Consider the following 20,184-nt stretch of genomic DNA (forward strand, 5'->3'; position numbering starts at 1 on the left):
CCGCACAGGGCAGCACGACCGTGACCGGCTCGACGGTGGATTCGACGGGCACGCTGGCGGCAGGTGTCGACACCCATGGCAAGCTGACGGGCGCGGGCGATCTGAACGTCATGACGAGCGGCGCATTGAGTGCGACGGGGCAGAACACGGCGAGTGGCAATCTGGCGTTCTCCGGCAGCCGTATCGCGATGAACGGCGCGCAAACCTTGGCCAAGGGTTCCGCCTCGCTCACGACCCTCGGCGCGTTGGGCGATTCGGGCGATTCAGGCGATAGCGGCAATCTCGCGCTGACGGGGGCACGCTGCAGACGAACGGTGGGTTGACTGTTCAGGCGAGCGGGGCGGTGTCGACCGATCGGGCTCAGGTCGGAGCGGGGCAGCTTTCGCTGTCGGCGGCGAGCTTGTCCAATCACGGCGGAACCGTGTCGCAGACCGGGAATGGCGCGACGGGCGCGATGACCCTGAACACGTCAGGTGCGATCGACAATACCGGTGGCACGATTTCGAGCAACGGCCAGACCGTCACGCTTCAGTCCGGCAGCCTCACGAACGCGGATGGCGCAATAACGCAGGCGGGCACCGGTGCGCTGACGCTCTCAACCGGCACGCTCGACAACAGCGGGGGCACGATCGGTACCCACGCACAGGCGACAGTGACGGCATCGAGTGTCGATAACCGGCGTGGCACGATCACATCGGACCAGGCGCTCGCCGTCAAGGCGAGCGGCAACTTGGACAACACGTACCGAGCAAATAAGCGATGCCAGTATCGAAAATTCTTGGATGGAAAAGAACTACCTAAGCAAGAAGGTGCGGAAGGATCGGTGGGCGTGGCCGGGCTCGAGAAAGAGAAATTAGCAGCGTAGGCACTACGTTGGTGGGCGGAAAACTCGCCCGATCTCATATTCCAACAGCCTGCTAATGCACGCGCAAGCGCGGCCGTGCGATGATACGGCCGCCTTTTTTGTCGACCGCCCCCCATGCCGCTGAACCCCAAAATCGCGCAACTACTTGATTCGATTGCCCGTTCGAGATTTGCCCCACTCCACACCCTGACGCCGGCCGCCGCGCGCGCGTCGTATGCCCGCAGTGCGCCGATTCTCGATTTGCCGCCCGCACCGCTCGCGGGTGTCGAGGACCTGGCGGTGCCAGCGAGGGACGGTACCCCGCTGCGCGTGCGTTTTTATCAGCCCAGCGCTCCCGACTGGACTCGGCCGGCGCCAGCGCTGCTCTTCTTCCATGGGGGCGGTTTTGTGGTCGGCAGCGTGGACACACATGATTCGCTGTGCCGAATCTTGGCGCGCGATGCCGGCTGCATGGTGCTGTCGGTCGACTATCGGCTTGCGCCCGAGCACAAATTCCCCGTTGCAGTCGAGGATGCGTTCGACGTGCTCCAATGGCTGTTCGCCAATGCACTGTCACTCGGGATCGATCCAGCGAGGATCGCAGTCGGAGGCGACAGCGCGGGCGGCACGCTCGCGACCGTCTGCGCGGTGCTCGCGCGCGACGCGGGATGGCCGCTCATCCTTCAGTTGCTGATCTACCCGGGTGTCGGCGCGCATCAGGCGACCGCCTCCCACGCCGAGTACCGGAACGGCTATTTTTTATCGGGCGAGACAGTCGAGTGGATGTTTTCGCAATATGTGCATGACCGCGCCGAACGCGACGACTGGCGTTTCGCTCCGCTGGACGGTACGCTCAACGCACCTGCGAGCTTCGCCGGGGTCGCACCGGCGTGGATCGCGGCGGCGCAGTTCGATCCGCTGGTCGACGAGGACCGCGCCTACGCCGACAAGCTCAGCGCGGCCGGCAATGCGGTGACGCTGCGGGTCTATGAAGGCATGGTCCATGAGTTCTTCAAGATGGGCCGCTTCGTACCCGAGGTCGCGCAGGCTCATGCCGATGCAGTCGAGGCGTTGAGAAAGGCCTTCGAGCAAGACTAGCTTAACCACACTTTGGGATTGACATGCACGAAGCATCCTCGATCGAACTCGTTTCCGGGGACTGGGAGCAACTGGGCCCGGACGCGGCCCGTATCCGCGATGCCGTCTTCGTTCGCGAACAGGGTATTCCGGCCGAACTCGAATGGGACGAGGAAGATGCGAGCTCGGTCCATGTCGTCGCGTATCGGACCGCGCCGGTGCGCGAGCCCGTCGCGACGGCACGCCTGCTTGCCGGCGGCTGGATCGGGCGTGTCGCCGTCGTGAAGAGCGCACGGCGCGGCGGCCTTGGACGCTTGCTGGTGGAGGGGCTCGTGAAGGTCGCGAAAGAGCGCGGCGAACCGATGGCCCGGCTCTATGCACAGACCTATGCCATGCCGTTCTACGAAACCTGCGGCTTTACGGCAGTGGGCGAGCCGTTCGAGGAAGCGGGCATCCCGCACATCGAGATGATCCGTACCTTGTCCGATAACACTTTGTCCGATGCACCCGCCCCCTCCACGGGGCAGCCTCAGGCTTCGCTCGGCAATACGTAAGGCAGTGGCAGGAAGGTCAGCGCGGGGCCTTGCGCGCTGCCCACATGCACGCTCGCGCTGTCGAGCGAGGCGAGCTTGATCTCGACCAGGCAGTCGACGCCCCCGCCGGGTGCGGGCGCGGCATTGACGATCATGCCGCATGGTTGCCCGGGGTCGGCGGAGTCGAATACTTCGTCACCCGCGCTGGCCGCTTCGGTATGCACGAGCATCGCACGCCGCTTGATGGTGCCGCGGTATTGGCTGCGTGCGACGATTTCCTGACCCGGATAGCAGCCCTTCTTGAAGTTGACACCGCCGAGCACTTCGAAATTGATCATTTGCGGCACGAACTGCTCATAGGTCGCCGCGGTGATCCGGGGCTCCCCAGCATGAATGTCGAGCCAGTCCCACAGGGCAGCGGGTACTTCACCGAGTTGTTGGGCCAGCATGTCCCGGTGCGACTCGAACTGCTCGCGCGAAGTGACCCACAAAAAGCGCGCCCGCCCGGCCGGCGCGTCGGGCACGCGAATCAGGCTGCCGGCCTCGGTCGTCACGACGCCGTGCACGGTGTCGGGCAGCACGGCGAAGATTCGCGACAGGACCGCGGTCACCTCGCCGGCGATGCCGATGGCGATATGGGTCGTGGAGAGATCGGCGAGTTTGGCCTTCGCGCGCAGCACGAACATCGACAGGCGCTTGACGAGGCGGGCCGACAGATCGGCCGAGGCAAGCATGCGGATCGTCTGGTCGGCACGCCAGACCAGCACGCTCGCGAGCAGCCGCCCCTTGGGCGAACAATAACCGGCGAGCCGCGCGGCGCCCGAATCGAGGTTCTCGACGTCGTTGCTGAGCTGGGTATGCAGGAACGACCCCGCGTCGGCGCCGGCCGCATCGATCACGGCAAGCTGATCGAGCACCGCAAATGCGCCGCCCGCCGTGATCCGGTCGAAGTCGGCACGTTCGGGTACGCGGTTGGCGGCACCGGACGATGAACCTGAGATGCCGGAACTGTCGCCCGCGCCTGCGACCGGACGTGGGACGGACGAACTGGCGGACGCCTCAGTGGCCGCATGAGAGGCCGCATGAGCGGCCGTACCCAGGCCCGGACTCGGGGCGGATGAGGCAACGGCCGCTTGCACGGCTGCCGCATTGAGGGGGAAGGTCGAATTGGCAGCGGTGGTCATAAGCACCTGACGGTGATCTATCGGAGGCAAGCAAGTATTATATGGGCCGTTCGGAAACCCCTTTGGTCGCATGTCCTTTCTACGAAATTTATTGATCGCCGCACTGGTGCTCATCGCTGCGGCGGGGGGCGCCTTTTACTTCTGGGCAAACCGGCCCCTCGTGCTTGCGAGCAGCCCGCTCGACGTGACGATTCGCCCGCACAGCTCGACACGCAGCGTGTCGGAACAGCTCGAGACGTCGGGCGTACCGGTCAATCGCTGGCTGTTCGAGGCGCTCGCGCGCGTGCTTCAGCAGACGACCGCGCTCAAATCGGGCAACTATGAGTTCACGAACGGGCTGACACCGTACGACATTCTCCTCAAGATCGCACGCGGCGACGTCAACCAATCGGCCATCACGATCGTCGAGGGCTGGACGTTCGCGCGCATGCGCGCCGAGATGAACAACGACCCGGCGCTCGAGCACGACAGCGCGAGCATGTCGGATGCGCAATTGCTCGCGGCGCTCGGCGCATCCGAAAGCCAGGCCGAAGGTCTGTTCTTTCCCGATACCTATCTGTTCGACAAGGGCGAAAGCGATATCGCGATCTTCCGCCGTGCGTACCGGGAGGGGAAGGAGCGCCTCGCCCAGGCCTGGGCCGCGCGCGGCCCGAATCTCGCGTTCCAGACACCCTATGAGGCATTGATCATGGCCTCGCTCGTCGAAAAGGAAACCGGCGCGAAGGCCGACCGGCCGCTCGTGTCCGCTGTCTTTTCGAACCGGCTCAAGAAAGGCATGCCCCTGCAGACCGATCCGAGCGTGATCTACGGGCTGGGGGCCGCCTATGAAGGCCGGCTGCACAAGCATGACCTGCAGACCGATACCGCTTACAACACCTATCTGCACACGGGCTTGCCGCCCACGCCGATCGCGCTGCCCGGCATGGCCTCGCTGATCGCGGCGGTCAATCCGGCACCCAGCCAGGCGCTGTACTTCGTCTCGCGCGGCGATGGGCATAGCGAGTTTTCCGACAGCCTGAGCGAACATAATCGCGCGGTCGACAAATACATCCGGGGTAAGCAATGACGGTTCGGCGGGGGAAATTCATCACATTCGAAGGCATCGACGGCGCCGGCAAGACGACCCATCTGGAATGGTTCCGCGCGCGCTTGGCAGCCGAGCGCGTTCCCGCGGGCGCGGCGGTCGTGATGACGCGCGAGCCGGGCGGTACGCCGCTCGGCGAGGCACTCCGCGATATCCTGCTGCACCAGCCGCTGCATCTCGAAACGGAGGCGCTGCTCATGTTTGCGAGCCGCCGCGAGCATATCGCGAGCGTGATCGAGCCGGCGCTCGCGCGCGGCGACTGGGTACTCTGCGATCGCTTTACGGATTCCACGTTCGCTTATCAGGGCGGTGGACGGGGCTTGTCTCTCGACAAGCTTGCGACCCTCGAGGTCTGGGTCCAGGCCGGGCTCGATCCCGACTTGACCGTGCTGTTCGACGTGCCGACCGAAACGGCGAGCGCACGGCGTGGCGCGGCACGCGAACCGGACAAGTTCGAGCGGGAATCCGATAGTTTCTTTTCCCGTACACGTGCTGAATACCTGCGCCGGGCAGCGGCGGCACCGCAGCGGTTTGCGATCGTAGACGCCACGGAAGCCATTGCTGAAATTCGGAAAAAACTTGAGAAAGTCATAGCAAGCCTATGATTTTCATGGATGATGAATCTGCGACTAGCTCGATATGAAATTTCTTCAGGTACTTTCAAAAACAATCTTAATCGATTGATTTTGGGGATAATTCAGTAGAAGAAATGCCATCGGCAATGCCCGATCGCCGGCGCTGTACATAATGGATTGCATGAGAAATATCCAGCAATTATTTGATTTTTATAAATTTATTGAATGATTTACCCTTGGCAGCACGATGACTGGAACAGACTCCAGGGCTTGAGAGCCACTTGGCCGCACGCCTTGCTGTTCCATGGGCTGGCCGGCACGGGCAAGGTCGATTTCGCACGCCATCTCGCGCAAGGCTTGCTATGCGAGACCCCGCAGCCGGACGGGCAACCCTGCGGTCATTGCGTCGCCTGCACCTGGTTTGCGCAGGGCAACCATCCGGACTTCCGGATGGTCTGTCCGGAAAACGTGGCGGCCGAGAATCCCGGTGGCGCACAGGCCGGCGGGGGCGCGGGCGACAATGTCGCCGACGCGGACGACGGCAAGGAGAGCGGCAAGAAGACCAAGACCCTGAGCAAGGAGATCAAGATCGAGCAGGTTCGTGCGCTGCTCGATTTCTGCGCGCTGGGCTCGCATCGCGGCGGTGCCCGGGTCGTATTGCTCTATCCCGCGGAGGCGCTGAACACCGCAGCCTCGAATGCTTTGCTCAAGACGCTCGAGGAGCCCACTGCGGGGGTCTGCTTCCTGCTCGTGACCCAGCGGATCGACCGACTGCTACCGACGGTGATCAGCCGTTGCCGGCAATGGCCGCTTGCGACACCCGATCCGGTCGCTGCCCGCGCATGGATCGTCGAACAAGGCATCGAGGGAGGGGCCAAACAGGCGGCCCAGACGCTCGCAGAGGCGGGCGGTGCGCCGCTCGCGGCACTCGCGATCGCGCGCGATGCCGAGCATGCGACGTTGCGCCGCTTCACGCTCGGCCAGCTTGCCGCGGGCGCGGGCTGCGATGCGTTTGCCTGTGGTGAGACCTTGCAGAAAGTCTCGGTGCCGCTGGTACTCGGCTGGGTACAGCGCTGGCTCTACGATATCGGTGCCCAGCAAGGTGCAGGACGGCCACGCTATTTCCCGGATGCGGGCAAGGCACTCGAGCGCTGCGCGAACGCGGTCGAGCCGGCCGCGCTCGCGGCGTTCTGGCGTACGGTCGTGAGCCAGCGGGCCGTCGAGAACCATCCGCTCAACACCCGGCTCGTGTTCGAGTCGCTGTTCGCGGAGTACCGGAAACTGTACGAGGTGGACTGAAGGGCCCTCGCGGGTCACCCGGCGCTGCAATATGTACACGATCCATTTACAGATTCGACTGGAGGACTTCGCTCGATGAACCTGGCTTTTCGGGATGCGACGCTCGCGGACCTGCCGGCCATCGTTGCCATCTACAATTCCACGGTGCCTTCGCGGCTCGTGACGGCCGACCTCGAACCGGTGTCGGTCGAGAGCCGTCTCGCGTGGTTCGAGGCCCACAGGCCCGGGCGCCGCCCCCTCTGGATGGCGGAACTGGACGGCAAAGTGGCTGGCTGGCTCAGCTTCTCCGACTTCTATGGCCGTCCAGCCTACTTGGCGACGGCCGAGATCAGCATTTATCTTGATGAGAACGCGCGAGGCAAGGGCGTGGGCACCGCGATGCTCGCCCACGCGCTCGAATGCGCGCCCGGGCTGGGCATTCAAAGCGCGCTCGGCTTTATCTTTGGTCACAATGAGTCGAGCCTGAAGTTGTTTCGCCGTTTCGGCTTCAGCGAATGGGGCGTGCTGCCGCGGGTCGCGAATCTCGACGGGATCGAGCGCGACCTCGTGATCGTGGGCCTGCGGCTGACTGACAAGCGACCAGGCGACTAAGCGACTAAGCGACTAACCGATCGACGCCGCGGGCCGGCGTCCACTACCGATCTTTGATCGCAAGAACGAACGGAACCATCCATGTTTGTCGATTCACATTGCCACATCTATTTCGAAGGGCTCGTCGAACGCCTGCCCGAGTTGCTCGACCATATGCGTGAGCAGCAGGTCAGCCATGCCCTGCTTGCGTGTGTCGATCTCGAAACCTTCCCGGCCCTGCTTGCGCTGGCCGAGCAGCACGACAACCTGTTCGCTTCGGTCGGCGTCCATCCGGACCATGAAGATGTGCGTGAGCCCGCCGTGGCCGAACTGGTGGAGCTCGCCGCCCATCCGAAGGTCGTGGCGATCGGCGAGACCGGGCTCGACTACTACCGTCTCGAAGGCCGCACGATCGACGATATGGAGTGGCAGCGCGAGCGCTTCCGCACGCATATCCGCGCCTCGCGCCTGGCGGGCAAGCCGCTGATCATCCATACGCGCGCCGCATCCGAAGACACGATCCGGCTGATGCGCGAAGAAGGCGCCGACCAGGCCGGCGGCGTGATGCACTGTTTCACCGAGCCCTGGCCAATCGCGGAACAGGCCCTGGCGTTGAACTTCCATATCTCGCTGTCGGGCATCGTGACGTTCAAGAGCGCGGCCGACGTCCAGGACGTTGCACGCCGCATGCCGATCGAACGCCTGCTGATCGAGACGGATTCGCCCTATCTGGCGCCCGTGCCGTATCGCGGCAAAACCAATGAACCTGCCCACGTCAGCCATGTCGGACGGTTCATTGCCGGCCTGCGCGGCGTCGACGAGGCGGCACTTGGCGCGGCGACGACTCAGAACTTCTTCCGCCTGTTCCCGAGCGCGGTCGAGGCGTAGAAGAGAAGTTCCTGTAAAATCAATTATCTGCTGAACTTATTTGAGGTAGTCAATGAAGCTTGCCCGCTCGCTGTCGATCGCCTGCCTACTCGGTTGCATGGCCTCAGTCACGTTTGCCCAGACGGCCCCCGCACCCGCGGCCCCCCAGATGAGTGGTGAAATGTTGCGTGCCACTCAGCTCGACTATGGCGCGAAGGTCAAGGAGCTGGTCAAGCGGGGCGAAAGCCCGAATTCAGTCGAGCAGGGCATGCCGCTGATCGTCTATGCGGCCAAGTACAAGGCCGACAGCGTGGTGGCGGCATTGCTCGAGAATCCCGACACGGATATCGACGCGGTCGATTCGGCTGGGGAGAACGCCATGATGCTCGCCGCGATCAATCAGGACCGGCCGATGGTCCAGGCGCTGCTCGACAAGGATGCCGAGGTCAACAAGAAAGGCTGGACACCGCTGCACTACGCGGCAAGCGCCGGCGACGACGGAATCGTCAAGCTCCTGCTCGACCATTCGGCCTATATCGACGCGGGCTCGCCGAACGGTTCGACACCGTTGATGATGGCCGCTGCGGCGGGCCACGACACGACGATCAAGCTCCTGCTCGATGAAGGCGCCGATATGACGATTAAAAATCAACTCGGATTGAACGTCATCGATATTGCCAAACGCTACAATCATTCGGATATCGCCGACGGTCTGTCGAAACGCCTGGCAAACCTGGGCTCAGGCAAACCTGGCGCAGGAGCGAGTGCGGTAACGGGGGCAGGCGCATCCGCGGCCCAGTAGACGAATACAAGAGGGCGACGGCCCTGATAAAACCAAATACGAAACGAAAGGACTATCCATGCTGCGGGCCTTGCTCTGCACCTGTGCGCTGGGTTTGCCACTGACGGCGGCCGCGTTTACGGGAACTGACCTCGTCAAGCTGTGCAACCGGTCGGATGTGCCATCCAAGAGCGCATGCCAAGCCTATATCGAAGGTGCCGCGGACGGCGCCTACAACACGATCGAGGCGATCGGCGGCACCACGGGGCCGCTCGTCGGCCAGTACTTCTGCCTGCCGGCGGGTACCACGCCCGATGAAATGACCAATGCCGTGCGCCATTGGGCGAACCACAACGGCGACAAACTCGAATACAACGCGAGCACGGTCGTCGCGCTGGGTCTCGGCGCCACCTACGCTTGCCGGGCCTCCAACTGATGCACCTCGGGGCGCCGAGCAAAAAAGACGCCCGCAGAATTCGCCAGGGCACAATACTGTGCCGGGAACGGTTTTCGCTAGAGGGCATGGGGTGCCATTGCATGGCAGTTGTGTGCCAACTGGCATCGCCTTCCTTCAAATAGGGGAAGATGTCAAAACTGCCGACTTTGAATCGGCAAGCAATCCGGGCTGGCCGGCTTGTATAGGAGACATGAAATGAGAATCGCGCAAGTCGCGCCGCTGACCGAGTCGGTACCTCCGAAACTTTACGGCGGTACGGAACGGGTGGTGGCCTACATCACCGACGCACTGGTAGAGCTCGGGCATGAGGTGACACTGTTTGCGAGCGGCGATTCGCAGACCAGTGGCAAACTCGAAGCAGTCTGGCCCCGGGCCTTGCGCCTGGACCCGGGCATCCGCGATCGCATCGCCCCCCATATGCTGCTCATGGAACGCGTGCGCTGCATGGCCGACCAGTTCGACGTGCTCCATTTCCACATGGACTATTACTCGTTCTCGCTGTTTGGCAGGCAGGAGACGCCTTTCATTACGACCCTTCACGGCCGTCTCGATTTGCCCGAACAGCAGCCGGTGTTCGATGTCTTCAGTAATGCCGCAGTCGTCTCGATCTCCGATAACCAGCGCCATCCGCTGCCGCAGGCCAAATGGCTGACGACGGTCTACCACGGTCTGCCCGAGACCTTGTACATGCCCCAGCCGGTCGAGCAGCAGTACCTTGCCTTCCTCGGTCGGATCTCGCCAGAAAAGCGTGTCGACACCGCGATCCGGATCGCCGAGAAGTGCGGGATGAAGATCAAGATCGCGGCCAAGATCGATGCGGCGGACCGCGAGTATTTCGAAAACGAGATCAAGCCTTTGTTCGATCTGCCGCACGTCGAGTATATCGGCGAGATCGCCGACAAGGACAAGGCCACCTTCCTGTCGGGCGCGCATGCCTTGCTGTTTCCGATCGACTGGCCGGAGCCGTTCGGCCTCGTGATGATCGAGGCGATGGCCTGCGGGACCCCGGTCATCGCATTCAATCGCGGCTCGGTACCGGAAGTCATCGACGAAGGCGTGTCGGGTTTCGTGGTGGAGGATGAGATCGGTGCAGTGGCGGCGGTCAACCGCATTCATACGCTGTCGCGCGAACGCGTGCGCGAATGCTTCGAGAGGCGCTTTACCTCGCGCCGCATGGCGCAACAGTATATCGATGCGTACAACACTGTGATTCGCGCGCAGAAGCGTTCACGTTTCAAAGTGGTCGATGGCGCGCCGAATCCCTGAGGCATCGGTCTGGTGAGGCTCAAGGCCGGAACATAAGTCAGAGACACAGGTCAGAGACACAAGTCGCCGGCACGGAGGTCGCAGGCAATTTCATGACAAAGCCCGCTCGAGCACATGACTCGGCGGGCTTTGGCATTTTCCGGATCTTCTCCGGACAGTCAGGCAGGGTGGCCCGGGCGACCGGTTTGCGCTTGACGGCCCCCAGCCACGCAAACCGGTCGGGCCAAACCGTTACAACTTCATCTTCGAGACTTTCGTGCCGTCGACGGACAGATCGGCCATGAGTCCGGCATTGGTCAGCACGAAAGCCTGAACGGGTGCGGTGGCCGTGGTGGTGTCGACCGCGCCGTTCGCTCCGAGTTTAAGCACGGCCACCGAGGCGTCCCCGCCCGCCGACCATCCATCGCGATTGCGGAAGGTATCGAGCGAGTCCTGTGTCATGAACAGGAAGATCAGAGCCTTCGATTGCGCACCGGCCTGCAGGCCGACGGAAAGGGCTGTCGTGCTGTAGTAGCCGCTCGTCGTGCCGCCCACGCGCAGCGCGCCCTCGCCATATTCACCGCCGACGATGAAGCCGGCCTTCACGACATTCGGGAATACGAGGATGCCGCGCGCTTTGGAGACGAGCTCACGCGAGCCGCTGACCTGTGTATAGAGCTTGCCCAGCGTGGCGTCGACCTGGGAGTCGATGCTTTGACGCTCCTGCGCCGCGTCCTTGTTCGCGCCCGTATTGGTGGTAGCCGTGCAGCCCGCGAGGCCGACTGCGAGTGCTGCGACCGCCAAGCCTGATTTTAGGAAAAAATCCCGTCTTTGCATCGTGACCTCCGTCAGGGTTGAGTGCTTTCCAACATCGAACCGTTCACGCTTGAGGCGTCTTAGTCGATACGCAACACTTATCGAACAATTTCGTTCGGGAGGTATAGAGCACTTACCGTGCCATTAGCGCACAAAGGCTTGTGCGCCGCCGCGTCATGGTCGTAGGCATTCGGGCAGGCCTACTGTAGGAAGCTGCTGCAGCGTGGGCCGGTAGCCCGATTTGCGTACCGATCCGCCGACACTCCGCCATGAGAAACCGCATCGGGTACACACTCGGTTTGCTGAGGGAGACCGTAATTTGTACCCGCCTAGGGTCGTCTGGCCGCCGTATTTGCGCCAGCCTTGAAAACTTTACCGGGGTCGCTCGGCGGTTCCGACCGAGCCGGGAGGCCCGGCCGATGGCGTCGACGGCGGGCGGCGCAGCACACGGCGTATCAATGCAAGCACGATACCGACGGCGAGAATGAAAACGCAGGGCATGACCCAGTAGAAAATGGCGGCCTCGAAGAAACCGGCGACTTGCGTCACACGCCGCGTGTGTACTTCGGCGATCGCCTCATTGCGCAGCGCGAGATTCGCGTCGACGATGACAGCCGGACACCCAGCCGCGCGCGCGGCCTCGAGCGTACCCGTGCAATGTGTGGAACCGGGCAGTTTGTGTTGCGGATCACTGAGCACCCAGCGATCGAGTGTGACCTTCAGATCAGCCGAGTCATACAGCATCTCGCTGACCATCTCCTTGACGCCCAGCGCGACGACCGGTACTGCCCACACCAGGCAAATGACCATCCAACGCCGCCACCAGCGCCCCGGTTGCTTGCGGGTCGCGGTTTCTGTCGCCTTCGTCGCCATCGCTGTCTCCATGCGTTGTGCGGCAACTCGCGCGGCAGTCCAGGCTCTGTATCGAGGCCGTCGTATCTCACGGTGGCGAGTGCCTTGCTCGTGACCCGACTCAGGTAAAACCGCGCGTGGCCATGATAAGCGAAATGGCGGACTGTTACCTGCACGTCGTTACGTAATTCTTGCGAATGCCGTGTAAGAACCGCGTCGCGGGGGAGTCCGGCACGCGCCGCGCATTCGGACCGTCAAGGGCGTTGGGTAAGGAGGAAGGGCGTTTTGTTGTTTGTCCCGAGCGAAGGCGGTAAGGGTTTCCGTGGGGATAAGTCACCCGGTACGGCTTTTGCTTTTTTCCTCGGCTGATCGGGTTCGACCCGGTAGTCGAAGAGCCGGCCGATGAGCGGGGCTCTTTGGGTCGATAGAAGATAGAAGAGCGCGGGCCACCATGTGCGGGTAGGAGAAAGCATGAGAAGCAGGAACAGCAGCAACAGCAGCGACATAGCAAGCCCAGGCAGGATGCAGCATCAGCCGCTCGTCATGAACGGCGCGCCGGTGTGGCCATGCTCATGAGAGCCGGATTGCTGAACACGGAGCCGGTCGACAGCTCGACACCCGGCGGGTCGCAGCGCGGCGGTCCGACGCCCCTGCGGCCACTGGACCCGCTTGCCCCGGATGCCGATCCGCAAGGGGTGGAAATGCGCCGCGATGCGCTCCGGGTACTCGTGGTCGACGACAATGTCGACGCCTGTGAAGGCACGGCCATGCTGGTCGACTTCGCCGGCTATATCGTCGAACTCGCGTTCGATGGACCGATTGCAATCGAAAAGGCCGAGCGGTTTCGACCGCATGTGGTCCTGCTCGATATCGCGATGCCGCGCATGAACGGATATGAAGTCGCGCAGCGGCTGCGCGCCAATCCTCTGACGCGGGACACCTTGCTGATCGCTCTCACGGGCCTCGGTGCCGCGGACGACATTGCGCGTGCCTGGCAGGCCGGCTTCGACGACTATCGTCTCAAACCGGTCGACATCGACGAGCTTCTCGATCTGCTTGCAAGCCGTCTCAACGAACGACGCAGACGCTGAGGAGGGTTGCCGCACGAAGCATCGTGCGCGGGCCGCGCGCTGCACATCCCACTGATCAGGCCGTCCATTACCTTATTCAGAGATTAGAAGCTTCCACCTTGTCTTCTATTGCACAGAAGGGCACGCCGCAGTTGACTTGAGGCCGCACCACGCCACAATCGGGCAGAGCAATTCTTTCCGAGTCGAGCATGGCCACCATTAAAGATGTTGCCGCGCGCGCGGGCGTGTCGTTCACGACGGTATCGCACGTCGTGAACAATACGCGTCCGGTCAGCAGCGATGTGCGCGTGAAGGTCGAAGCCGCGATCAAGGAACTGAACTTCGTGCCGAGTGCCGTCGCGCGCTCGCTCAAGGCCCGGACCACCTCCACCATCGGCGTGCTGGTGCCCAACAACACGAATCCCTATTTCGCCGAGATGTCGCGTGGCATCGAAGACTACTGCGAGCGTCACGGCTATTGCGTGATCCTCGGCAACTCCGAAGACAACGCCGAGAAGCAGCGCAAGTATCTGCGCGTGCTGATCGAGCGACGCATCGACGGCCTGATCATCGCCTCGGCCGGCGACGAAGCGACGCTTGCCGAATCCTTGCGCCTCATCGATCTGCCCGTGGTGATCGTCGATCGTGAAGTGTCCGGCGTCGAAGCCGATCTCGTGCAGATCGACCACGGTGTGGGCGCCTATATGGCTGTTCGTCATCTGCTCGATCTCGGGCACCGCCGGATCGCGTGCATCTCGGGACTCGAGAGCATGGCGGTCGGGCAGGCACGTGTCGCGGGTTTTCGTCGCGCACTGCTGGAGGCGGGGGTGTCGCCCGACGATTGCCCGATCGTTCAGAGCGACTATACGAGTCCAGGCGGCTACCGTGCCGCGGTCGGACTGTTCGAGGGGGCTCGGCCGACGGCCATCTTTGCGACCAACGACATGATGGGGCTCGGGGTGCTGCGCGCCGCCGCCGAGCGCGGAATCGCGGTGCCTCGCGAACTGTCAGTCGTGGGTTTCGACGATATCGAACTGTGCCGGTTCTTCTTTCCGGCGCTGACGACCGTCGGGCAGTCGATCGTGATGCTTGGGGAGCGCGCGGCCGAAACGCTGATCGAGCGTGTCACCAAACGCTATGACGGCGTCGCCAGACAGCTCGTGATTTCCCCGAAGATGACCCTGCGCGAATCCACCGGTGCGCCGCTCGCATAACGAATGGCCGATCGTCGTGGGCGGGTGAAGCTTCGTGACAGGACACTCGTGTACCTTAGCGGTTTGTCCCATTCCGACCCAGAGATCGAAACTGATGGAACTGCTGCTCTGCTTGCACGGCGATGGCGCGCCGCCCTGGCTTCATGCATTTGCGCGCGCACTGCCTGAAGCGTCCGTCCGAGTATGGCAGCCGGGCGATACAGCACCGGCCGACTATGCCGCGGTCTGGAGGCCTCCGGTCGAAGTACTCAAGGGGCGGCCCGGCCTCAAGGCCGTGTTCAACCTCGGCGCGGGCGTCGATGCGATCCTCGAGATGGCGAAGCGCGAGCCCGATGTGCTACCGGAATCGGTACCCCTGATCCGGATCGAGGACGGGGGGATGGCCGCGCAGATGGTCGAATATGTGATGTATGCGGCACTGCGCTTCATGCGCCGTTTCGACGAATACGACCGCGAACGGGCGGCGCGCCGGTGGACGACGCTCGAGGCCATGCGGCCCGCGAACTTTCCAATTGCGGTCATGGGCCTCGGCCAACTCGGCGCAGCGGTTGCACGCGCGCTTGCGCAGGCCGGCTGGCCGGTGCGAGGCTGGAGCCGTACGGCAAAGTCGATCGAGGGCATCGACACCTATACGGGCGAAGCGGGACTCGAGCCGTTCCTGGCCGGCGCGAAGATGCTGGTCAACCTGCTGCCGAGCACGCCGTCGACGCGCGGCCTGATAGGACACCGGGTTTTCGATGGGCTTGCGCACGGTGCCTATCTGGTCAATATCGCCCGTGGCGCGCATGTGGTCGAGGCCGATCTGCTCAGCGCGATCCGCAGCGGCAGGATCGCGGGTGCGATGCTCGACGTATTCGCGCACGAGCCCTTGCCAGTCGCCCATCCTTTTTGGGATGAACCGCGCATCGAGATCACGCCTCATATCTCGGCCATCACGCTGATCGATGAAGGCGTTGAGCAGATGGCGGCGAAGATGCGAGCGCTCGAGCGGGGCGAAACGGTCACGGGTGTGGTCGACCGGAGGCACGGTTACTGAACGCCCCCGGATCGCTCCACGCTACTCCCACCCTCCGCCCAGCGCCAGGAACAGGTTGACCTGATCGATCGCAACCTGCGCGTCGGCGGCGGCGACCTGGGAGTCGACCGTACTCAGCGTGCGCATCGCATCGAGGTCGGCCAGCGACGACTCTCGGCCGGCCAGATAGAAGCGATGCATTTCATTGGCCGAGCGGCGGGCCGATGCCTGAGCGGCCTTGAGTGCATCCGCGCGCGCGAGATCCGCCTGATAGTTTGCAAGGCTGCTCTCGGTCTCCCGCAGCGCATTGAGCACGACACCGTCGAATTGCGCGAGCGCCGCCGAGCTCGAGGCTTCGGCTTCGTGCACGCGCTCGCGCTGGCCGTTGGTCGGAAACACCCAGGAAATCATCGGGCCGACATTCCAGCGCGCGGTCGAAGGCTCGCCGAGATCCTCGGCGATCCCCGTCACGCCCGCGGACGCGCCGATGCTAATGGTCGGATAGAGCGCGCCAGTCGCCACGCCGATGCGGGCGGTGGCCATGGCCAACTTGCGCTCCGATTCGCGGATATCGGGCCGGCGCTTGAGCAGCGTGGCGCCGTCGCCAACCGGAATGGCCTGCTCGATACGAGGTGTCTTGTTGCACGTGCCGATTGCCGGCGGCAGGTCGTTGGGCGTGCGGCCCGTGAGCATCGCGAGGCGATAGAGCGCAAGACGCTTGCGAGCCTGGAAGCGCGGGATGTCAGCGGCCAGCGTGGCCACCTGCGTCTGCGAACGCGTGACCTCGGGCCCGTTCGCGCGGCCCGCCTCGCGCAGGCGCCGGGTCAGCGTGAGGCTCTGGCTCTGCAGATCGAGCGAGTGCTGCGCGACGGCCAGCTCATCGCCCGCCGCGCAGTTCTCGACATACGAACGCACGACATCGGCGACCACGGTGATGCGTGCGACATCGGCCGCCGCCTTGACCGCCTGCTGGTTGGCGTCGGCCGCCTCGACCCCGCGCCTGATCGTCCCGAACAGGTCGATCTGGTACGAGACACTGATGCCGAAGTCGCCTTCGTTGAGGACCGGGACTTTTTCGGTGAGGAGGAAGGCCTGCGCCGATTCCTGCGCGCGCAGGAGCGCGCCGCTGGTCCCGCCCGAGAATCCGCCTTGCGCCGCGGCTTCCTGCGTCACGAAGCCGGCACGCTGGAGATTGGCCGCGGCGACACGCAGGTCGGTGTTCGAACGCAGTGCATCCTGTATGAGGCTGTCGAGCAAGGGGTCGTTGTAGAGGCGCCACCAGTTCGAGGGCACCGCATCCTCGGTGACCTCGGCACCGTGTGCGTCCGTCAGGGAACCGGCGGCGCCCGGCGCATTGACCATCGCGTCCTTCGGCACCTCATAGTTCGGACCGACCGTGCATGCGGCGAGACCGAGCATCAGTGAGGCGAGGGCTGTCCTGTAAGACGGGGCGTTCATGGCGCGCTTCCACTTGCATGCGAGCGCTTGTTGCCCGGAAGCGGATCGATCGACACGGTCGCCGTACGCCCTGCGATCAGACGGACGCCAGGCGGAATCTCGTCGAGTTTCACACGCACCGGGATGCGTTGCGCGAGCCGGACCCAACTGAACGCCGGGTTCACATTCGGCAACAAGTTGCTGCCTTGCGCGCGATCGCGGTCCTCGATTGCCACGGCGATGCTCTGCACATGGCCATGCAGCGGACGGTCATCGCCCATCAAATGGATCGTCACGCCCTGACCGATCGAGATGTCGTGAAGCTTGGTCTCCTCGAAGTATCCGTCGACGCGAAACGAGTTCGTATCGACGATCGCCATGACCGAACGCCCGGCTGTCACGAATTCGCCATCGCGCGGCGCGCGATCGCTCAGGTATCCGTCGACCGGACTGACCACGGTCGCACGCTGCTGGTTGAGCTGCGCGACGCCGATCGCAACCTGCGCATCGGCATAGGCGGCTTCGGCGGCCTGCACGCGCGACAGGCTGACCTCGAGCACTTCATGCGCGACCAGGTCGCTGAGCGTCTTGTTGCGCGCGTATTCGCGGCGTGCCTGATCGAGTGTCGCCTTGCGTTGCAGCGCGTTGGCCTGGGCCTGCTGCAGCGCGAGTTCGAAGCGCGCCGGATCGATCACGAAAAGCACCTGGCCCTGCCTGACTGCCTGGTTGTCGGCCACGTTGACCTTCAGGATCAGGCCAGAGACGTCCGGCGCGACCTGGATCACATTGGCGGAGACGCGGCCATCGCGCGTCCACGGCGCGAACGTGTAGTAGTCGACCACGCGCCAGAGCACAAAGGCGGCGATCACGACCACGACCAGTGTCAGGGCGACCCGTGCGAACAGCGTGGCGGAAAGAAGAGGTTTTTTCACGTTGGAGACCAGAACACCTATTGGGGAAACGTCAACGACGCGTGAGCGTAACGACCGCGCCGAGCACAATCACATAGAGGCCCAGGTCGAACATCGAACGGTGCCAGACGATGTTGTAGAAACGCGTTCGCCCGAGCAGCTTGCGAATCGCGAGACTCACCACATAGGCAATGCCCATCAGCCAGAGGATGGCGGGGACATACACGCCGAGGATGTCGACTTCACCGATCATCGGAGCGCTCCGTCAGGCAATAAGGGACGACGTTCAAGGCCGTGCCTCGAGGTTCAGGGACGCCGGCGGTGGCGTATTTGGGAACACCGCGAGGCGCAGCGAGATCAGGGTATGCATCGAATCGAGCGAAGCGCCCGCGAGCGAGGCCCGCACGACGTCGCCGAGCGCCGCGTCGATAGCGTTGAGCAGGGCGGTCGGCGGGGTGATGCGCGCATTGCGTGCAATGCGGTTCTCGAAATGCTCGCGTAGGGCCTGCAGCACCCGGTCGATCGCCGGACGCAGCGACGGCGAGACCTGCTCGCGCTCGATCTTGAGGTCGATCGTATTGAGACCGGCGCGCATGTCGCGGAAGCTGTCGCTCGACAGGGGGTGGGCCTCGTCATCCACGGGCAGGCGCGGCAGCAGTTGCAGAAGCCGGTCGAGCATGCGTGCGGACATCGGCTGGGGAGCGGGCACCGGATCCGGCGAGGCCGCGCTCACGACGTCTCCCCAGCTCGAGCGGATCAGCCGGCGTGCCGCGAGTTCCGCACCGAACGGGCGGGTGACACGGATCCACACATAGGCGAACAGCAGGCCGACGAGGGCCGATGTATTGCCGTTGAGAAAGACCTGGAAATCGGCTTCGTAGGCGCTCTGGATACTGATGAACGTCGCTGTGTTGAGTGCGACGAGCGTGGCCATCAGGCTGAATCGCGGATGCGGCATCAAGGTGCCGACGCAGATGAAGGGCACGGCGAACACGATGACCAGCATCGTGAAGTCGTGCATGTTCGGCAACACGAGAAACAGGTAGAGACCGGCCGTGACGATGCTGACCGCCCCCGACACAAAAAATTTGAATACTCCGGACGCGGGATCGTCGAGCGCCGCGAAAAAACAGCAGGCGACCGCCGCAAGCGAGACGCCCACCGCTCCGTCCTGCCAGCCCGACTCGATCCAGAGCACGCTGGCAAGAAACACGGCGGCCATGGCGGTGAGGGTCGAGAAGCTCAGGATCCCATGATCGAAGAACCGTGCCACGCCGCCGACGCGCCAATGTCTGAATTGCGGCGTCCACCCCGCAATGTCGTCGGCGGCGATCGCCTGGTGCAGGCAGATGCAGTCTTGCCACAGGTCGACCAGCATCCTGATACGTACGAGCAGGCTCGAGACGAGTGCAAATTCCCAGGAATGCAGTGCGTCGCGCGGCGGTTCGATGCGCGCGAGGGCGGCGCGCAGCAGTTCGGCCGAGCGGTGCACGTCGAGTTCGGACTGCGCATCCGGCTGCTGCCTGGTCGCGTCGATCCATTTGGCAATGTCGGCGACGACGGTATTCACTGCGTCCTTACCCGCGAAGCCGCCTTCGCGCAGCACCCGCAGCGGATCGGACAGCGACGAGATGATCGGCAGCAGAATGCCCATGCGGCCGCGCAGCTCATGGGTTTGCCGCACGATGTCCGGGCGCGTATGGTCGTGGCTGAGCTGGCTCAGCAGGAGCTCGAGCCCGTTGAGGGTCACCGCCATGCGCTGCCGGCACGTCAGGATGTCCTTGTCGATCGGATGTCCCGCGAGCGTTTCGGTTGCATAGAAAGCGGCGTCGCGAAACCATGCGCGGGTCCGTTCGGCGAGCACGGGGGCGAGCCGGTTCGGCAGGATCGTCATGTTGACGACACTCGCGCAACAGATGCCGAGCACGATTTCCTCGGTTCGCGTGATGGCGACGTCGAATACCGTTGTCGGGTCCGTGACGGTCGGAAAGGCGATCAGCGGCAGCGTATAACCGGCCAGCAGGAACACGTAGGCCCTGGCCGTGCGGTCGGTAATCGACAGATACAGCATGATGCCCATCCACAGCGCAATGGCGGCGCTGAGCAAATAAGGCGTCTCGACGAGCGGCGGCACGAGTGCGACCGACGCCGCTGCGCCGAGCATCGTGCCGAGTGTCCGGTAGAGCGCCTTCGACGTGGTGGCGCCGACGAACGGATTCGAGACAATGTACACCGTCGCCATGGCCCAGTACGGGCGAGGCAATTCGAGCTTGAGCGCAATGTAGAGCGCGAGCATCGAAGCGCTGAAAGTCTTGATCGAAAAAATCCAGTCGCGGGTGGTGGGCAGGGCCAT

General features: G+C 63.6%; 22 protein-coding genes. 15 read left to right on the forward strand and 7 right to left on the reverse strand.

The features are described from left to right. The 4 genes from HV670_RS22775 to HV670_RS22790 form a co-directional block, all read left to right on the forward strand. Positions 1-323, forward strand: a 323-nt coding sequence (locus tag HV670_RS22775; RefSeq protein ID WP_175107278.1) for a hypothetical protein, incomplete at its 5' end; no start/stop codon positions are given. After that, the gene (locus HV670_RS22780) at positions 320-865 is read left to right on the forward strand and encodes a hypothetical protein (protein WP_175107279.1); all 546 of its coding nucleotides are present in this window, start codon (positions 320-322) and stop codon (positions 863-865) included. The genes HV670_RS22775 and HV670_RS22780, both read left to right, overlap by 4 nt. 114 nt (positions 866-979) lie before the next feature. Further along, positions 980-1,942, forward strand: coding sequence for an alpha/beta hydrolase (locus tag HV670_RS22785; protein WP_175107280.1), 963 nt, complete (start codon positions 980-982; stop codon positions 1,940-1,942). Positions 1,943-1,965: 23 nt separating this feature from the next. Next, positions 1,966-2,475 (forward strand): GNAT family N-acetyltransferase, encoded by a 510-nt coding sequence (locus HV670_RS22790; RefSeq protein ID WP_175107281.1) that lies wholly within the window; start codon positions 1,966-1,968, stop codon positions 2,473-2,475. Here HV670_RS22790 and ygfZ read toward each other — a convergent pair. Then, positions 2,451-3,638, reverse strand: a complete 1,188-nt coding sequence (gene ygfZ / locus HV670_RS22795) for a CAF17-like 4Fe-4S cluster assembly/insertion protein YgfZ (RefSeq protein ID WP_175107282.1) — start codon at positions 3,636-3,638, stop codon at positions 2,451-2,453. The genes HV670_RS22790 and ygfZ overlap by 25 nt on opposite strands. 70 nt (positions 3,639-3,708) lie before the next feature. Between ygfZ and mltG the strand changes: the two genes are divergently transcribed. From mltG to HV670_RS22835, 8 genes are all read left to right on the forward strand, one after another. Next, positions 3,709-4,704 carry an endolytic transglycosylase MltG gene (gene mltG / locus HV670_RS22800; protein ID WP_175107283.1) on the forward strand — a complete coding sequence of 332 codons (996 nt, stop codon included), beginning with the start codon at positions 3,709-3,711 and terminating at the stop codon, positions 4,702-4,704. Next, positions 4,701-5,327: a dTMP kinase gene (gene tmk / locus HV670_RS22805; protein WP_175107284.1), complete on the forward strand. Its 627-nt coding sequence runs from the start codon at positions 4,701-4,703 to the stop codon at positions 5,325-5,327. Before mltG ends, tmk begins: the two co-directional genes overlap by 4 nt. Before the next feature lie 195 nt (positions 5,328-5,522). Then, entirely contained in the window at positions 5,523-6,596 is a 1,074-nt protein-coding gene (locus HV670_RS22810) for a DNA polymerase III subunit delta' (RefSeq protein ID WP_175107285.1), read from the forward strand. Positions 6,597-6,671: 75 nt separating this feature from the next. Then, the gene (locus HV670_RS22815; RefSeq protein ID WP_175107286.1) at positions 6,672-7,187 is read left to right on the forward strand and encodes a GNAT family N-acetyltransferase; all 516 of its coding nucleotides are present in this window, start codon (positions 6,672-6,674) and stop codon (positions 7,185-7,187) included. 81 nt (positions 7,188-7,268) lie between these two features. Then, on the forward strand, positions 7,269-8,054 hold the full coding sequence (locus HV670_RS22820; RefSeq protein ID WP_175107287.1) for a TatD family hydrolase: 786 nt from the start codon (positions 7,269-7,271) through the stop codon (positions 8,052-8,054). A 52-nt stretch (positions 8,055-8,106) separates the two neighbouring features. Further along, positions 8,107-8,835 (forward strand): ankyrin repeat domain-containing protein, encoded by a 729-nt coding sequence (locus HV670_RS22825; RefSeq protein WP_175107288.1) that lies wholly within the window; start codon positions 8,107-8,109, stop codon positions 8,833-8,835. Between the two features lie 58 nt (positions 8,836-8,893). Next, a complete protein-coding gene (locus HV670_RS22830) occupies positions 8,894-9,250 on the forward strand; it encodes a Rap1a/Tai family immunity protein (protein WP_175107289.1) in 357 nt (118 codons plus the stop codon). Positions 9,251-9,466: 216 nt separating this feature from the next. Continuing rightward, the gene (locus tag HV670_RS22835; RefSeq protein WP_175107290.1) at positions 9,467-10,537 is read left to right on the forward strand and encodes a glycosyltransferase family 4 protein; all 1,071 of its coding nucleotides are present in this window, start codon (positions 9,467-9,469) and stop codon (positions 10,535-10,537) included. Between the two features lie 231 nt (positions 10,538-10,768). Here HV670_RS22835 and HV670_RS22840 read toward each other — a convergent pair whose 3' ends face one another. Together HV670_RS22840 and HV670_RS22845 are read right to left on the reverse strand one after the other, a co-directional pair. After that, on the reverse strand, positions 10,769-11,353 hold the full coding sequence (locus tag HV670_RS22840; RefSeq protein ID WP_175107291.1) for a BPSL1445 family SYLF domain-containing lipoprotein: 585 nt from the start codon (positions 11,351-11,353) through the stop codon (positions 10,769-10,771). 351 nt (positions 11,354-11,704) lie between these two features. After that, on the reverse strand, positions 11,705-12,205 hold the full coding sequence (locus HV670_RS22845) for a hypothetical protein (RefSeq protein ID WP_175107292.1): 501 nt from the start codon (positions 12,203-12,205) through the stop codon (positions 11,705-11,707). A gap of 545 nt (positions 12,206-12,750) precedes the next feature. Here HV670_RS22845 and HV670_RS31915 point away from each other — a divergent pair. From HV670_RS31915 to HV670_RS22860, 3 genes are all read left to right on the forward strand, one after another. Continuing rightward, entirely contained in the window at positions 12,751-13,275 is a 525-nt protein-coding gene (locus tag HV670_RS31915; RefSeq protein WP_175107293.1) for a response regulator, read from the forward strand. 188 nt (positions 13,276-13,463) lie between these two features. Beyond that, the gene (locus HV670_RS22855; protein WP_175107294.1) at positions 13,464-14,468 is read left to right on the forward strand and encodes a LacI family DNA-binding transcriptional regulator; all 1,005 of its coding nucleotides are present in this window, start codon (positions 13,464-13,466) and stop codon (positions 14,466-14,468) included. A 94-nt stretch (positions 14,469-14,562) separates the two neighbouring features. Then, positions 14,563-15,504: a 2-hydroxyacid dehydrogenase gene (locus HV670_RS22860; protein ID WP_175107295.1), complete on the forward strand. Its 942-nt coding sequence runs from the start codon at positions 14,563-14,565 to the stop codon at positions 15,502-15,504. Positions 15,505-15,525: 21 nt separating this feature from the next. Here the strand turns inward: HV670_RS22860 and HV670_RS22865 are convergent, their stop codons facing one another. From HV670_RS22865 to HV670_RS22880, 4 genes are read right to left on the reverse strand one after another with little or no spacing between them, the layout of a single operon-like run. After that, complete coding sequence (locus HV670_RS22865) at positions 15,526-16,941, reverse strand: efflux transporter outer membrane subunit (RefSeq protein ID WP_175107296.1); 1,416 nt, start codon at positions 16,939-16,941, stop codon at positions 15,526-15,528. After that, a complete protein-coding gene (locus tag HV670_RS22870; RefSeq protein ID WP_246257841.1) occupies positions 16,938-17,852 on the reverse strand; it encodes an efflux RND transporter periplasmic adaptor subunit in 915 nt (304 codons plus the stop codon). Before HV670_RS22870 ends, HV670_RS22865 begins: the two co-directional genes overlap by 4 nt. 31 nt (positions 17,853-17,883) lie before the next feature. After that, positions 17,884-18,084, reverse strand: coding sequence for a DUF1656 domain-containing protein (locus HV670_RS22875; RefSeq protein WP_175107297.1), 201 nt, complete (start codon positions 18,082-18,084; stop codon positions 17,884-17,886). A gap of 33 nt (positions 18,085-18,117) precedes the next feature. Then, a complete protein-coding gene (locus HV670_RS22880) occupies positions 18,118-20,184 on the reverse strand; it encodes an FUSC family protein (RefSeq protein ID WP_175107298.1) in 2,067 nt (688 codons plus the stop codon).

The sequence above is a fragment of the Pararobbsia alpina genome, from assembly GCF_902859895.1.
Lineage (GTDB): Bacteria > Pseudomonadota > Gammaproteobacteria > Burkholderiales > Burkholderiaceae > Pararobbsia > Pararobbsia alpina.